The 15,602-nt window shown below is 38.9% G+C and carries 14 protein-coding genes and 1 pseudogene; 1 reads left to right on the top strand and 14 read right to left on the bottom strand.

All coding sequences use genetic code 11. The features are described 5' to 3' along the window. The 5 genes and pseudogenes from F3D3_RS05800 to F3D3_RS05780 form a co-directional block, all read right to left on the bottom strand. Positions 1-424: pseudogene (locus tag F3D3_RS05800) on the bottom strand (transposase); the annotation flags it as partial. Positions 425-721: 297 nt separating this feature from the next. Further along, entirely contained in the window at positions 722-1,324 is a 603-nt protein-coding gene (locus F3D3_RS05795) for a methyl-accepting chemotaxis protein (RefSeq protein ID WP_139132027.1), read from the bottom strand. Positions 1,325-1,655: 331 nt separating this feature from the next. Next, a complete protein-coding gene (locus F3D3_RS05790) occupies positions 1,656-2,405 on the bottom strand; it encodes a GNAT family N-acetyltransferase (RefSeq protein ID WP_069872017.1) in 750 nt (249 codons plus the stop codon). Between the two features lie 15 nt (positions 2,406-2,420). Further along, complete coding sequence (locus tag F3D3_RS05785) at positions 2,421-4,535, bottom strand: diguanylate cyclase domain-containing protein (RefSeq protein WP_069872015.1); 2,115 nt, start codon at positions 4,533-4,535, stop codon at positions 2,421-2,423. Between the two features lie 13 nt (positions 4,536-4,548). Further along, positions 4,549-5,982, bottom strand: a complete 1,434-nt coding sequence (locus F3D3_RS05780) for an extracellular solute-binding protein (protein WP_069872013.1) — start codon at positions 5,980-5,982, stop codon at positions 4,549-4,551. A gap of 340 nt (positions 5,983-6,322) precedes the next feature. Between F3D3_RS05780 and F3D3_RS05775 the strand changes: the two genes are divergently transcribed. Further along, entirely contained in the window at positions 6,323-6,643 is a 321-nt protein-coding gene (locus tag F3D3_RS05775; protein WP_069872011.1) for a putative heavy metal-binding protein, read from the top strand. 144 nt (positions 6,644-6,787) lie between these two features. Here F3D3_RS05775 and F3D3_RS05770 read toward each other — a convergent pair whose 3' ends face one another. The 9 genes from F3D3_RS05770 to F3D3_RS05735 form a co-directional block, all read right to left on the bottom strand. Beyond that, positions 6,788-8,098 carry a 2-hydroxycarboxylate transporter family protein gene (locus tag F3D3_RS05770; protein WP_069872009.1) on the bottom strand — a complete coding sequence of 437 codons (1,311 nt, stop codon included), beginning with the start codon at positions 8,096-8,098 and terminating at the stop codon, positions 6,788-6,790. Positions 8,099-8,124: 26 nt separating this feature from the next. Continuing rightward, positions 8,125-9,297, bottom strand: coding sequence for an NADP-dependent malic enzyme (locus F3D3_RS05765; protein ID WP_069872007.1), 1,173 nt, complete (start codon positions 9,295-9,297; stop codon positions 8,125-8,127). Positions 9,298-9,491: 194 nt separating this feature from the next. Beyond that, a complete protein-coding gene (locus tag F3D3_RS05760; protein WP_069872005.1) occupies positions 9,492-10,169 on the bottom strand; it encodes a response regulator in 678 nt (225 codons plus the stop codon). Next, positions 10,170-11,744: an ATP-binding protein gene (locus tag F3D3_RS05755; RefSeq protein ID WP_242877089.1), complete on the bottom strand. Its 1,575-nt coding sequence runs from the start codon at positions 11,742-11,744 to the stop codon at positions 10,170-10,172. 234 nt (positions 11,745-11,978) lie between these two features. Continuing rightward, the gene (locus F3D3_RS05750; RefSeq protein WP_069872002.1) at positions 11,979-12,536 is read right to left on the bottom strand and encodes a hypothetical protein; all 558 of its coding nucleotides are present in this window, start codon (positions 12,534-12,536) and stop codon (positions 11,979-11,981) included. Between the two features lie 99 nt (positions 12,537-12,635). Beyond that, the gene (locus F3D3_RS05745; RefSeq protein ID WP_069872000.1) at positions 12,636-13,169 is read right to left on the bottom strand and encodes a recombinase family protein; all 534 of its coding nucleotides are present in this window, start codon (positions 13,167-13,169) and stop codon (positions 12,636-12,638) included. Continuing rightward, positions 13,160-13,354 carry a recombinase family protein gene (locus F3D3_RS25130; protein WP_084388844.1) on the bottom strand — a complete coding sequence of 65 codons (195 nt, stop codon included), beginning with the start codon at positions 13,352-13,354 and terminating at the stop codon, positions 13,160-13,162. Before F3D3_RS25130 ends, F3D3_RS05745 begins: the two co-directional genes overlap by 10 nt. Positions 13,355-13,543: 189 nt before the next feature. Next, positions 13,544-14,599 (bottom strand): AAA family ATPase, encoded by a 1,056-nt coding sequence (locus F3D3_RS05740; protein ID WP_069871998.1) that lies wholly within the window; start codon positions 14,597-14,599, stop codon positions 13,544-13,546. 363 nt (positions 14,600-14,962) lie between these two features. Continuing rightward, a complete protein-coding gene (locus F3D3_RS05735; RefSeq protein ID WP_175438305.1) occupies positions 14,963-15,595 on the bottom strand; it encodes a retron system putative HNH endonuclease in 633 nt (210 codons plus the stop codon). Positions 15,596-15,602 lie beyond the last annotated feature (7 nt).

The following is a 15,602-nucleotide window of genomic DNA, read 5'->3' as shown; positions in this document are numbered from 1 at the left end:
GGCTTTGACCATCTGATGCCAAGAGATATCTCGCTAAAGATATGATCTTCTGCGCAGTTCCGATGTCAGTGTTTGCATATAGGGTAGCATCTATTCCTGAAGCCTTGCCTATATGGTCTATAATATTCATCATGCCAACTCGCTTACGTGAGGCAATGATTTGATTCGTCTGAAAAGTAGTTTTTTTCAGAGTTTCATTTGATACATTTTCATGTTCATTTGACTTTATTGTTCGCTTTGGTCTTGTTGGTACTGAAATTTCTGTTCCTTTTGGAATTTTGGATACCAACTTAGTGGAAAGAACTTTATTATATTTTTTCACTGGATCATAAACGGTTTTTCGCTCAAGAACGTAGATATCTCCATTCTTCTGAGGACTATGAATGATGCGAGTTTTGACCTCGCCGGATGCTTTTGCTGGCATTTGGGGCACCTCCTAATTGAGTATATATAAATTATAACATATACTCAATTTAAAAATCAATAGGAAATGCAGTAAAATCAATAGTTTAAGCGCTGTTCAGTCAAAAAAATATGTACTTATTTGGATTTGAGTACATTAAATCAAACTTTTAGGTTCCAAGATAAATCTCCTGGATTTAAAGTGTAACCATCAAGCACAACTATTTTCATCTCTATTTCCCCTTATTTTTTATTCGGACCTTTTACTAAAATTATACCTATGATTCGTGTGTCCCAAGTTCCCTTTGCTTTAAATGAATCAAAGGCTAAATTTATTTGCACGCTCATTTAACTGACTTGCAATTTGATAAAGTGCCTTTGCCGATGATGCAGATGCATTCATGGCATCAATGATCCCAGTTACAATTGAGGTCACTTGCTCTGAACTTGAGGCATTTTCTTCTATCAATTGTCCCAGTTTAATGACATCCCCTGTCCCGGATTCTGTATTCTCTGCCTGTTCCGATGCGCCTTTGGCAATTTCTATTACATTTCTGGAAACATTTTCACCTGCAGTCACCGTATCGGATGAAATACCTTCTAACTCATGAGATGAACTTAAAACTTCTTTGGATACCTTTTGAATATCATCCACGAGACTTTGTAGATTCAATCGCATATGCTCAAACCCACTTGCCAATTTACCAATTTCAGTTCTATTTTGGATTAAGTTGGCATCTATTTGAATACTTAAATTACCCTCTTTTAATGCACTTGAGAATTCGGTCAATCTCACCAGAGGTTTTGAAATTTTTGTGCCCATAAATAGGGTCACGATAATGCTAAAGATCAGTGCAAGCATTAGAAACCCTAAAAAAACCCACATAAAGGAATACAGCGTTTTATTAATCGTCTCTTCCACAACTTGAGTACTAACACCAATAAAAATAATCCCTATCGTTTTACCCTCAGATATAATGGGCTCATATGCCCCTCCTAGTCTGCCACTTGATGCATTAGTTGTACAAAGTATTTACATTTTGATCTATTATACCTCAATTTACAATTTAAAATAACATTATGTATATAAAATAAGACAAAAGTATCATTTTGTAAGCGGCAAAGATCGATTTCAATCCAAAAAAAAAGAAACCGCTACTATTTTCATAAGCACGATCTCTTTTTATATTTAATTTAACCTGCACAATTGCGCATTAAAAGATTGTATAGATTTGAAATAATAAAGCTCTATTCTAATCCATTTTCCTAGAACATAGTTCTGACCAAGCTGGGAAAAACCCTGCATTGATGGCTGTATTCCTCGAGATAAGATGCGACATTTGGGTTCCGTAGAAGGGCACTATATCACGGCTTAATAACGCTTGTTTAATAATAGCAACTAAATTGGTCCCAATCCCTCTACCCTCATATTCTGGCAAAACATTGATCCCAATTTGATAGAGCCCTTCACAGTCTCGACTAGCACCCGCCATGCCCATGATGTGCTCACCATCCAAAGCGGCAACACCTATGACATCTGGTGAATCGGCTTCAAAGAGAAAGGCTTCATCGAAGCGTTCATCTCCCTCAAACTGTAAAATACCTTCTTGATCAAACCATTTTATTTCAGTTAATGGCTTGACTTCATTGCACTCTGGATTGGGAAGATAAAAATTTTGTGTCCGATCAATTTCATGACCGAACTCACCCAATTTTTGATCGATCGCCCTGAGCACAAAGAAGTCAAAAAGCCAGCTTGCATCCCTGCCCACCAGTTTTTCCTCAAGCCAAGGCTTGAGTTTTTCATCTGCACTTATGATCGCACGCCCACCGATACAGACGATTTTCAAAAAACAACCATCACTTTCATAGATGCGCCTGCCTTCTAATAATCTATTTTCAGCAATCGTATTGCCTTCTTTTTCAAAATCGGATATTTGACAGTTATAATCAAGAGCCAATTGTGCTTTTGCCTTTTCTATAATTTCTTTTTTAGTATACATATTTACAACATCCTTTCAGTATCTACTTTCTGTATAACGTCCTTTATTCTGCCGTTTGGACTCATATAGAGCCTCATCCGCATAATGTAAAAGCTCATCATAACCGAGTTCTGGACAGTCCATCCACATGATACCCGCTGAAATAGCGACGGTTTTCCGCATGCCATCGGGGAACTCAATAAATTGTTGCTCAATTTTTTCATAAAACGCAGTGACGCACCTTCGAATCGCATCTTTACTTTCAAAATCATAAAGCAGCATGACAAATTCGTCTCCGGATCTTCTGCCCAGCAACTTATGATCGTCATCTGTGATGGCTTGTAACCTTTCAACGGCATGGATAATATATTGATCCCCCCACTTATGCCCATAAGAATCATTGATCATCTTCAAATTGTCCAAATCAAACATCAATAAGGCTGCTTCCCCAGAATGATCTGTTTGCACCCAAATTTCAAATTGCCATTGAAATCCCTTTCGATTGAGCAGTTTCGTCAACGGGTCCATATCACGATCAAGCTTAATCAAATTTTTCTCACGAATTTCATCAGTAACATCCATGACAACGCCATACATCAATTCTGCATCCTCAATCATCTTAATCTTCACCCAGCGTACAGGCTCTAGCATCAACCGATAGACATCGTTTTCATCTGGTTCTGGATGCTCCAGTATTGCATTAATCAATTTAATAAAGCTTTCTTTTGTCTCTAATCTTTCGGTCTCATGTGCTTCGAATTTTAAAATTGAATAGAAATAATCCGTCACAAAAACACGTCCTGTATTTAAATTGATTTCAAAAGCACCTATCGGCACATCGAACATCTCACTGATCCTAGAGAGCCTTGAAGCAGATGCCAACATCAATTTGTTGGTAAACTCCATCGTACTGGATAGCTCATCCAGTTCTAAAAGCCCTGTCGGTTCAAGATACATTATTTTGCTCTTATCGCTTTCTCTCACTTGCTTTGCAAGATTAATAATCGGCCTCGATACTTGATAACTGATCAATATCCCGCCGAAAATCCCCACGATGATCGAAGTCCAAAGTGACATCCAAAGAATTTGCTTGATTCGATTCACATAATTTAAAAGATAGTCTTCTCTCATTAATCCAATGAGGTACCATTGTTCATCCTCAAAAGGCGTATTGAACTGATAGAGCCCTATCTTTTCAACACTTGCGTATATGTTTTCAGAGCCTTTATGCGTCTTTAATTTGAATATATTTCTATCTTGATCCACTATACTCAAATCCAAAGGTTCCAAGCCCGAAATCAACCGTTTTTGTAGAGCGCCTTCCATGAAAACCGGTCTTAACAAACCGTCTGGACTGTCTCTATATGCGATCATGTAACCCAGTGAATCACGTGGTTGCAACTCCGACGCAGGAAAAAACTGAGTTAAGTAATTCAAAGTTATTTCCACACCAATTACCCCTTTAAGCGCTCCATTTACATCAAATAAGGGCATCGAATACGTTAGAACGGTTAGATCATCCTCTGACAGTTTAAAAGGCTTACTCCAATAACCTAAATAACTGGCTTTCGTCGTCAGCGGTGCATTTAAATACGGTTTAAAGTAAAAATCCCCATTGCCTTCTGTTAATTTTAAATTATATTGCCAAGTTTGATCAAGTGGAATTTTCAAACGCTTTGCAAGATCTGACGGTCCACAAATCATATAGAGATCATCATCACTTTGCAAGTTTGTAATGGGATCATAATCCCTTAAATACAGCGAAGGGTATTTATCCAATGCTCTATCTGCTGGTTCAAGAATCATATAAACGCCGGACACTTGAGTTGTTCTAAGCATCGCGATCAGCTCATCAACCACCTCATCAAAAATAACATCTGTCGATATACCTTCCTTAGAAAGTATTTTTGATATCGGGGATAAATAAGGTTCTAAATTAGTCCAACGATTTTTCATTTCACGCTGTACAAAGTCTTTTCTATTATTGACCTTCTCGTAAAAAGCTTGATAGGCATTATGCTCGGCTTGGTTTAAAACGCCTCCTACAATTAAACTGCCCACCAATAGAACCGTTTGGATCACAATAATGAGGACTACAAAAAATGTAAGTCTCGAAACAATGGACTTTTTATGCCATCTTATCTTTGTCATACCAACAGCCTTTCTACTTCTTCATTATCAGATCAGCTTCATGCAACATTTGCTCGTACCATTTTTCAAATTCTGCCTTTGATATCAAGGTCTCAATGACACTGTCTCGATCTTCGCCACCCGCTACGCGATTTTCAATCTGTTCCAAATCTCTAGCGGTTTTCTCATACAAATTTGTTTCAAGTAAAACTCTAATTTCATAGCTCCCGAGGAAAGGCTTGTTATTATAAAACGCATAATCCTTTAGCATTTTAGTCGTTGTGATGATTGAGGCCTTTATGGCAGGATTAGTCTGCTTTGTATGCTCTAGAGCTCCAAGCAATTTTGACTCATTTAAAGCTTCATTTTTAACAGGAAGATACCCTGTGGACACTGCGAATTTAAGATTTTGATCCGCTTCTGTAAACCATTTCAGAAAAAGCGAAGACGCATATTCATGTGCCTCGTCACTTTGTGAAATACACATACCAGCACCTTGTTGGATGGCGTAAGGTTCGCCTTCTTTAAAGTAGGGATATGGTAAAACTAATGGTTCAATTTTATAAACTTCTTGTTGACTAAAAGTTACCTCTGTTGGAAAGTATGCCGCCCCTGCAGTTGACCCAATATAAGCGAGCACCGTCCCCGTTTTAGCATCATCAGAACTAAATCGACCTGTTTTTGTAAAGTATCCTTTCACATAAGGCTTATAGTAATACTGCCATATATATTCGGCAATTTCAGGTGTTAGATTAAAAGTGGCATCACCACTCGAATAATCAAACATTTCCGATCCCATCTGCACGGCCACTTGAAGCATAAAATTGGCACTTGCATCAATTCCAAAAAAGCCTTTCCCAGTAGTTTCATAATAGGTCTTCGAGACATCATAAAGCCCTTCCCATGTGCTTAAATCCGCATTTGTAAAACCATTTTCAGAGGCAAATTTTTCCCAATAGTTCTTATTGACGAATAAATTTTCAGTCGACTTTGCAATTGGCACGATAAAAAATTGATTATTCGGTGAAAAACGACCTTCTTCTAAAAATTCTTGTCGATAGGCCTCTATTTCTTCTTTTGAAAAATACGTTTCTAAATGAACCAAGTTCGTAATCTGATTAACTCTGTAGGCGTTGTCAGGATAAGCTGCAAATATATCGGGCATAGGCGAGGACCCAATGGATTGATTTGCCGCATCGAATACAGCCGTTGCCAGCTGATTGACATCCCCTTGGCTCTTGGCCTCAACGACGATTCCCTGTTCCATACCCACAGTTTCATTAAATTCAGATACCAAATCATCGAAAGCTTCCTTAATATTACCATTGTAATAATGCCAAACGATTACAGTGATCGGCTTATTTGGATCTAATAAATTATTTTTCTCCAAGCGATTACTACACCCTGAAAAAATGGCTACCCCTAACATAAAAATAATGATCGTTCCATACCTAAATATTTTATTCATAGTGCCCCCTTTTAAAACCCCATTAAATTAACCCCTATCTGTTTTTATACCCCAATTTTAGTCGTATGAACATATATTAAAGTGTCAAAAGTCAAAAATTGAGTGCCCCTCTACCCTATGATGCGCTTACGAAAATCACACCACACAGCATATGGTAGAGCGTTCGTGGGAAACGGACTTTTGATACTCTAACCAACATCATCTCTTATCATAAATTTCTCAGACCTTTTTTTTATTTCTTTAACACTTTTTTAATTCTTTTTTGTTATTATAACTTAAAGAGACAAAAAATTGTGAAAAAACGGATACATTATAATTTATTTTATGAGGAGGAACAGCCATGATTATTACAACGACAAATCAAATCGAAGGCAGAGAAGTACTTGAATACAAAGGAATCGTGTTCGGCGAAGTCATAAATGGCGTGGATTTTGTGAAAGATTTTGCAGCAGGGCTCACCAATTTTTTTGGCGGACGCTCTAATTCATATGAGGGTGAACTTGTGGATGCAAGATCTGCTGCACTTAAAGAAATGGAAAGTCGTGCTCAAAAGTTAGGCGCAAATGCAATCATTGGTGTGGATATCGATTATGAAGTTTTAGGCACATCCAATAACATGCTTATGGTTACAGCGGCTGGAACTGCTGTGGTTATAAAATAGCCTACCTTATTTATTCGCAAAAAAGATGCCACCATAAAATCGTATTCATTGAAACGATTTTATGGTGGCATCTCTTATTTAGAGCTTATCTAAAGCCATTTTAAACTATGTGAATGGTCAGCCTTTTCTCCACGGATGGCTTGTCTAACTTAAAAACAACTTTAAAATTGCCGTGGCTAAAATCAGCATAAACGCACCACCAATTCTCGATGAAATTTGTGCAAAAGGCATGAGTTCCATTCTGTTACATGATGAGAGTACTGCAACATCTCCTGTTCCGCCCATGTTTGCCATACATAAGCCCCCTGTTATAGCGGCCTCTATTGGATAAAAACCCGTCATTTTACCCACAAAACCAGCACCAATAACCGATCCAAGCACTGTGAAAAACACAAGTACAACATAAGTGACCGATAAAGCACTTATAACAGCATTAAGATCGGTATAGGCTACCCCTATCCCTACTAAAAGTGCAGGTGTAAAGTTTGCCATTACAAATTTAAACCATTGCGCTGCACAATCTTCATACTGCTTGGGTATAACCCCTAAAGATTTTGCCACAGCCACAGCTATGATCATCAATGCATAGGAATGAATTGGAATAAACTTCTCTAAAATGATGCCTAGGATAAAAAACGTCGACGCAATCAACAAACCTATGCCCATTGATTTAAGATTGAGTTCACTACTTGCTTCATCCTCTTTAACATCGTTTTGATTGATCATCAACTTGCCATTGCCACTTAAATGCGTCATTTTCTTACCTATTCTATTGAGCAATCCTGCGATTACAATCGCCATAGCATTGCCAAGCGCAAGTGCCGGCACCATTTTAGAAAGAATCTCTCCAGGGTCTACAGCCAGTGCATCTCCAAAGATTTGAGATAGAGGCACTGCGCCAGCGCCCATGCCACCACCCATAATTGGCAATGCCACATAAAGTGCTGCTTCTTTGGCACCATAACCCATAAGGCCACCCACTAATGCTGCCAGTCCAAGGGCCGCAACAACACCGCCTAGGATGACAGGGAAGTATCTCAATGCCGCTTTGAGCAAGAGTTTCTTATCCATGCCTAAAATACTACCTGTTATAAGTGCCGCAATATAAAAACTCAAAAAACCCTCACCTTTAATAAAGTTCACCATAATATCTTTGGATGCCTCTGGAACGATTCCATAAGTGACTAGCGCTGCAGAACCAAAAATCACAACGATAGGACCTCCACCTAAATAATCCTTAACGATTGGCATTCTATTGCCGATTTCATTTAAAATCGCACCCATAATCATCATGATTGGAAATGCACCAATCATCCCCTGCGGGAGTACATCCATAAAAGATGCGCCTAATACAACCGCGGAAATCACTGTAAAAAGCACCACAGGAATCCCCATAATTTTATAACCTTGTCTCTCAACCAATTGTCCTGATAATGTAGCCTCACTTATACTCATCATAATCCCCCTTAACTCATATTCGTTTATATTCTGGCAACCCCTGTATCACGAGCTGCTTTAGCCACCGCACTTGCAACCCCTTTTGCAACTCTTGGGTCGAGTGGATTTGGAATTACATATTCACTTGAAAGTTCTTCAGGTGTTACAATGGATGCAATCGCCTTTGCAGCCGCAATTTTCATCTCTTCATTGATATCACTTGCTCTGACATCTAAAGCCCCTCTAAAAATGCCTGGAAATGCGAGCACATTGTTCACTTGGTTTGCAAAATCAGAACGACCTGATCCTACAACAGTTGCACCGCCTGCTTTGGCAACATCAGGCATAATTTCTGGAATTGGATTTGCCATAGCAAACACAATTGAACCCGAATTCATTTCAGAAATCATTTCTTTGGTCACTATATTCGGTGCAGATACGCCAATGAATATATCAGCACCTTTAAGTGCCTCTGTTAAATCGCCTTTTTGGTTTTGTTTATTGGTCATTTGTGCAAGGCTCTCCTTCAAATCATCGTTTTCAGGATTATCTCTGTATAGAATGCCCTCTAAACCGCAAACTAAAATATCGCCAGCACCCATATTGATGATCATCTTCGTAATTGCTGATCCAGCTGCCCCAGGACCGTTGACCACCACCTTAACCTCTTCCCATTGCTTTCCAACGACTTTGAGCGCATTGATAAGTCCTGCAACGACAACAATCGCCGTCCCGTGTTGGTCATCATGAAAAACCGGAATATCGAGTTCTGCCTTCAGTCTTTTTTCAATTTCAATGCACCTTGGCGCTGAAATATCTTCGAGATTAATGCCCCCAAAAGTAGGTGCAATTTGCTTTACCAAAGTCACAATTTCATCTACCTCTTTTGTATCAATGCACACTGGAAAAGCATCTACATCTGCAAAATTCTTAAAAAGCACCGCCTTGCCTTCCATAACAGGGAGTGCCGCTTCAGGCCCAATGTCTCCAAGACCTAAAACCGCCGTACCATCTGAAACAATTGCTACGAGATTGCCTTTAGAAGTATATTTATAAACATCTTCTTTATGCGCTGCAATTTTTCTGCAAGGTTCTGCAACGCCCGGCGTATACGCAATACTTAAATCGTGTTTGTCTTCGAGCTTGACCTTTGATACCACTGATATTTTGCCTTTTTTTGCCTCATGTAATTCAAGTGCCAATTTAGAATAATCCATTTACTACCCCTCAAATTTTTGACTTATTTCTGTTATTTAAGTGTACAGAATAATAAAGGAGCCGTCTGTTTATGTAAATATATCAACCGTTTTTTAAATAAAAAAAACTCTGATATATTATTATCAAAGTTTTTTACCTTGTCTTTATGATACGCTCTAGGTTAAGCCATCAGTGTGCTTCGTGAATTTTGGGCCTATTGGATTCTCATTCTATACTTAAAAGAAGGTCTACCTCTTGTCCCATAATGCATTTGTATCTCCATTTCTTCAAGCTGCGCCAAATACTCAAGATAGCGCCTAATCGTGACTTTAGAGACATCCAATCCTTCAGCAATGACCTCAATATCCACAAACTCATGCGCACAAACTTGAGCCGCTCTTCGAACGCGTTCTAAGGTCTTCGTGTGTAACCCCTTTGGCAATTCAATCAAGGGGATATCACGCTCTCGCATGAGCATTCGATCAATTTGACATTGCTCTACAACAGAACTTGAATCCAGCATCTCAACCCTGTTTTTATAATGTATCAAAGCTTTTTTGAGGCGTTCAAATTCAAAGGGCTTGACGAGATAATCGAACACGCCGTATTTAAGTGCCCTCTCCACTTGTTCAACATCCTTGGATGCTGTGACTAAGATCAAATCCGATGAAATGGAGGCATGCCGCATCTCTTCGATCAAGGTAAGACCATCCATTTTAGGCATATAAATGTCTAAAATCAAAAGATCTACGGTATTCTCTTTTAAAAATTCAAGCGCAGTAACACCATCACCAGCTATACCGATCACATCAAACCCCTCCGTATGATCAATAAATTTTCTGTGAATCTCAGCCAACATGGGATCATCTTCAACAACAAGCACCCTAATCATCTATATTGCCTCCTTTGGAATTATCACAGTGAAGGTACTACCCGCTCCAAGAGTGGAGTCCACTTCAATTTTACCACCCAGTCTTTTAATCGTTGCACTCACAATATCCAGTCCGATCCCGTTGCTCCCTGGTTTCGTTGTAACCCCTCGATTAAATATTTCAGATAGTCGTGCGGGTTCAATCCCCACGCCATTATCTGTGATCTGAATGGTAACCTCTGAACCAATATCATTGAGATAAACTTCTATACTGCCCTTCCCAAAATTCTTTTGTTTAATCGCCTCAATCGCATTTTCGATTAAGTTGCCCAAAATAATGATGAATGCTTGGTAGTTGAGTCCGTAGTCTAAAGCTTTTAAAGTGCTATCTTCCGACAGATGCAAATCAATATGTTCTTCTTTTGCCCTGTTCAGCTTACCGAGAAGCAATGCCCCTATCATTGGATTATCAATTTTTTCAAAGACCATTTCTTTTATGTTTTCTTGAGAATGTTTGAGCTCTAAAATATAATCCCTTGTAAGAGCATCATCACCGATCTCAATCAAGCCGATGATCACATGTAGTTTATTCATGAACTCATGCGTGTTTGCCCTTAAGGCTTCAACAATTTGCTTGACACCTGTAATTTCCTCTGCCATGGCAACCACTTCTGTATGATCTCTAAAAGTTGCAAGTGCCCCCACTATTTTTTCACCATCAAGAATAGGCACTCGATTCGTCATGATATTGGCCCCATTAATTTCCTGTCCCTTGTCATATTCTGCAATTCCCGTTTCGAGAACACGGGAGAGCTTAGTCGTTGGAAACAAAGTCATGACGTCTTTTCCAATCACATCATCATCTGAAAGTCTTAATATTTTTATAGCAGAATCGTTGATCATGGTGATCTTTTGATTTTCATCAATGGCAAGAATGCCTTCATGTAGAGATTTAATCATGGCATCCTTTTCATGGTACAGATGGACGATTTCATAAGGTTCAAGACCTAGTAAACTCTTTTTTATCACAATTGCCGTTCCAACGGCACCAAAGGTCCCCACGATGATGCCGATAAAAGTATAAATGAGAATGCTCTTCTCAATACTTTTACGCGCCACCACCACGTCATCAAACAAGTGCGCCGCCATGACAAATCCCACTTGTTTTGCCTCATAATAGACAGGTGCAAATACCCTCACAGATCGCCCCAAAGTCCCTGTCGCGATTGAAGCATACATTGCACCCTCTTCGATGACTCTCTGCTCATCACCACCTACGAAGGTTTCCCCTAATCGCGCCGCGTTGGGATGCCCATACCGAATACCGTCCATATCGGCTATGGTGATGATCTCAACATCTGTTAAACTTGCCAATTGCTTTTCAACATACGCTTGAATCGCTTTAGAAGATTTATGGTATAACCCTTCGCTTATAATAGAAGAATCCGCTAAAATACTTGCCACATTAAAAAGATTATTTTCTGTGATTTTTTCCATGCGCTTGAGCTCAAAACGACTCACAAAATAGCTGCTAATCCCTGTGGAAAAAACGATTAAGAAAATGATCACAATGGTTAACTTTTGTTGAAGCTTCATGTTTTTCAAACTCAAGTGCCCCCTAGGTCTGGATTTTTACTATGTGTTTATTTCTGGTCTATAGGATCGCATAAAGTTTTGATTTTAAATTTCGATTATATCTGTTTGTTAACTATTATATAACAAATTATGATGGTTATATAGATTTTACAGGGAGGTATTATTTTCAGCAGTATTCTGGGTGTCCGTTTTCTATCTGAATCCATGGACAATTCAAAAGTAAGTGGCATCCTTTTAACCTTTATAGGCGTGGTGGCGATGTGCGTGGTCTGCCTCTAGGGGGGGTTCTTTAGGAAACAGGGGTGAAATGTTGATTTTCAGCCCCGTTTTAAATACAAAGTTGATGGTGCGGGGTAATGGGTTTCCTGCATCGTCTGTCTCACCGATATAAGCTTCTTTAATCAGGGTTCTAAAGATTTCACCATCGAAGCTTTCCATGGTTTTCTTCTTTTCGAAGATCCGTTTGAAGCTAAGAAGCCTACTTCTGAAGTCCTCACCAAACTCGTTATTTTCATTATACGCCTGTAGTTCACCTTCTGCAATTTCAATCTTTTCAGAGACTTTAGCATACTTTTGGTCGTAAATGTCTTTGTTGATTTTTTGTTCTAACAGCAAGTCTACCAGTTGGTTTCGTTGATTGTGAAGCTTGTTTGTTTTGTCATTTAGCTTTTTTATTTCCTTTTCGTGCTCACGGTATTCAAGGCTTTTGGAAAGGTTCTCGATGAATTCGTCTGTAATTTTTTCATTATCTTTGCATAAGGCGTTAAAGGCTCTGACGAAAGATTGCTCCATGACTTCCTCCGGTATGGCTTTGGAATGTGGACAGACCTTCTTGCCTTTTTTTGCTGCATGGTGGCAGTACCAAACGAACTTTGGGTTCTTACCCGAAGTTTATTTTCTTCGGATGATGGTGCCACCACAGTATTTGCACTTCATGATATTGCTGAACGGGTAGTCCATACTGTGGCGATTGATCTTGCCATCGTTGGTGCGTCTGCTCCTTTTTTCTCTGATTTCTTGAGCCTTATTGAAAAGTTCTCTGGAGATAATGGGTTCGTGATGGTCTTTAATATAGTACCTGTCTTGCTCCCCAAAGTTGACAATTCGTTTTTTACTGATGGGGTCAACGGTATAGGTTTTACCCATGACCACATCTCCCACATATTTTTCATTTCTGATAATGCCAGCGATGGCACTGTCGTGCCAGTTGTCCATGCCCTTCTTGGTTTTGATACCCTTAGCTTCTAAATTTCTTGCTATGGTATGAGCACCAGCTCCTTCCACATATCTTTTGAATATGAATTTTACTATTTCGGCCTCTTCTTCATTGAGAATGAGCTTGCCGGTTTCAGTATTATAAAAATAACCCATACAAGAATTAAATCCGATCAACTCCCCTTGCTTGGCCTTCATTTTTAGTCCCATTTTAGTGTTTTGGGATATGGATTGCTTTCCCCTTGGGCGAGAGAAGACAATATAGTCAAGAGCAGTTCTCCGTTGAATGTTAGGGTATTAATGTTTTCCTTTTCAAAGCTAACGGCTACGCCAAGTTCTTTTAGCTCCCTCACGTGTTCCAAGGTGTCGATGGTATTTCGAGCGAATCTAGAGATACTTTTAGTGGTGGAATATCAGCCCTTTCAACAGTCGTCACTCCTAAAGTTTTCTTTTCTGCTGTTTTGTGGCTCACACATGCCCCAAATTTCGATTATAATCGGCATCAGGCATTGTGATGCCAATGGCTCTAGAAATTGCCACACAAGGGCAAGTAATCGCCTGTTTGATTTTTTCTCTGAATTTGATTAACCACGGCTCACTTCCACAGGGTCGAAAGGGTCATTATCTAGAGCACATGGAGAAGTCCTCTGATTATCGACACTATCGTCCCTCATGACAGAAAGAGAAATAATGCGTTTGCCATTACTCTTTTTGAAATCCGCATGGATAAAGCGTTTGCGAAGTTCATCAAGGTTCAGTCTGATGTATTTTGATGAAATTCTTGATGAAATTTGATCCCCACTTTGAACAGATAGCAGGGTCGATAATTCTGTTGGCGATCCAGTGTAACTATTTTTATCTTTCATAAAATCTGAAATGAGAAGCACAATGTCATGGAGCAATACATCTTTATTTTGAAAACTGTCCGATACCACTTCCCAGATGTTTTCTTCATTGTGTTTCAAAGAAATTTCACGGTACTCAATATCTCTGCCGACACAATAGAGCTTCGCTTGACCACTGCCACGAACATCTTCAGAAAGAATAAAGTTAGAATCAGCTGCACCTTGAATACCTGTTGTACCAGATATTCTGTTGAAGGGATCATTGTCATTTTCTTTTCTCAGATGATGAATGAGGAGAATGGCAATTCCAAGTTCATCTGCAATGTTTTTTAGAACAGATAAGTCACTATAGTCACTGGCATAGCTGTTGTCTGTAGACGAACCACAAATCATTTGCAGGGTGTCGATGATGATTAGAACACTTGCTGGATGCTCTTCTACAAAAGTTCTAATTCGCTCTTCTAGCTCACCGCCCAATGTTGCTTGTTCAGTGCAGAAATTAACGCCTGCAGATGCTTCGTCTGTAATTTCAAACAGTCTGTTTTGAATTCTGATTTGACTGTCTTCAAAACAGAGATATAAGGTATCACCTTGTTTCACTTTGTTGCCCCATATTGCTTCACCTTTTGAAACGGTAACGGCAAGCCATAAAGCAAGCCAGCTCTTCCCCACCTTTGGTGAACCGGCGAGAACATGAAGTCCATTGGATAACAGATTTTCAATGACAAATTCTAATGGTTGCAGTGGCATGGTCATTAATGTTTGACCATCGATGGTGTTGAATCGTTTTTTCATTTTGGTAACGCCTCCTTTAATTTTTAAGTTATTTTTTCTGAAGTTGAGAGAAACCCTTACTTTATAGGCATTGGTAACAACCTTTCGACAACCATTTGGAAAAAAGCGCCTCTACTTATTTCAACGATGAAACGCATAGTTGGACGAAAAATAATTTTGCCCCTTACTATTAAGGTGATTTTTAGGCACCCCTACAAAATTTTTCTTCTCATATACTTCAACGACGAGAAGTACAGTTGAGCGGAAAAATTTGCAACAAAAAAGATGCCCTCATAAACTTCCACGTTTAAAAGGGCATCTGCACACCTTGAAATACCATTATTATTTATACTAATCAGATTTGAGTTCACAAAAATCTAATATCTAAAATTCTGCTCTCATCTTATAATTTTTTACGTAATATTCTACAACATTACAAAAAGATGAATATTTTCCATCTGAATTTTTAGTGTTTAATTGTTGTAGTTCACTCTCCCATTCCTCTGAAGTTAGTTCCAGGCAATTGTACGCATCAATAGCAGCTTTTCTTAGACTTCTCAAAACAGGATTATCTAACCCCAATGTGTCGATAATCTCTTTTACTCCTAAGTTTTTACCTGGGAAAGCATCAATACTTCCATCTTCACTATAGATAAAACAATTGTCGCAGCAACTATTAGTAGGTGAAAAGGCTAAAATATTCTCTTTCTTTTTACTATCACAGTGTACAGGAAATTGTCTATTACCCCCTTCACGAGCTTTCTCGCCACCATCACAGGATAATAACATATTACTATATAATAACTGAGCATAATCAAATTTTCCTTGAGGTAATATATGCTCAATTTTCAAATGGTCGGTTATTTCTATCCTTTTTCCACAATAACAACACAAATAACCCTGTTCTTCAATCAATGCAATTTTCACAGCATCTTTGACTTCTTTATGCATATTACCAAAACAAACACCTGGGGTCTTCTTATATTCAATTAACTCCACAGGTTCAGTATTTTTCATGATATAC

This window comes from Fusibacter sp. 3D3 (assembly GCF_001748365.1).
Taxonomy (GTDB): domain Bacteria; phylum Bacillota; class Clostridia; order Peptostreptococcales; family Acidaminobacteraceae; genus Fusibacter_A.
The sequence above is the reverse complement of the archived record's forward strand: the minus strand, read 5'-3'. Positions and strand labels throughout refer to the sequence as shown.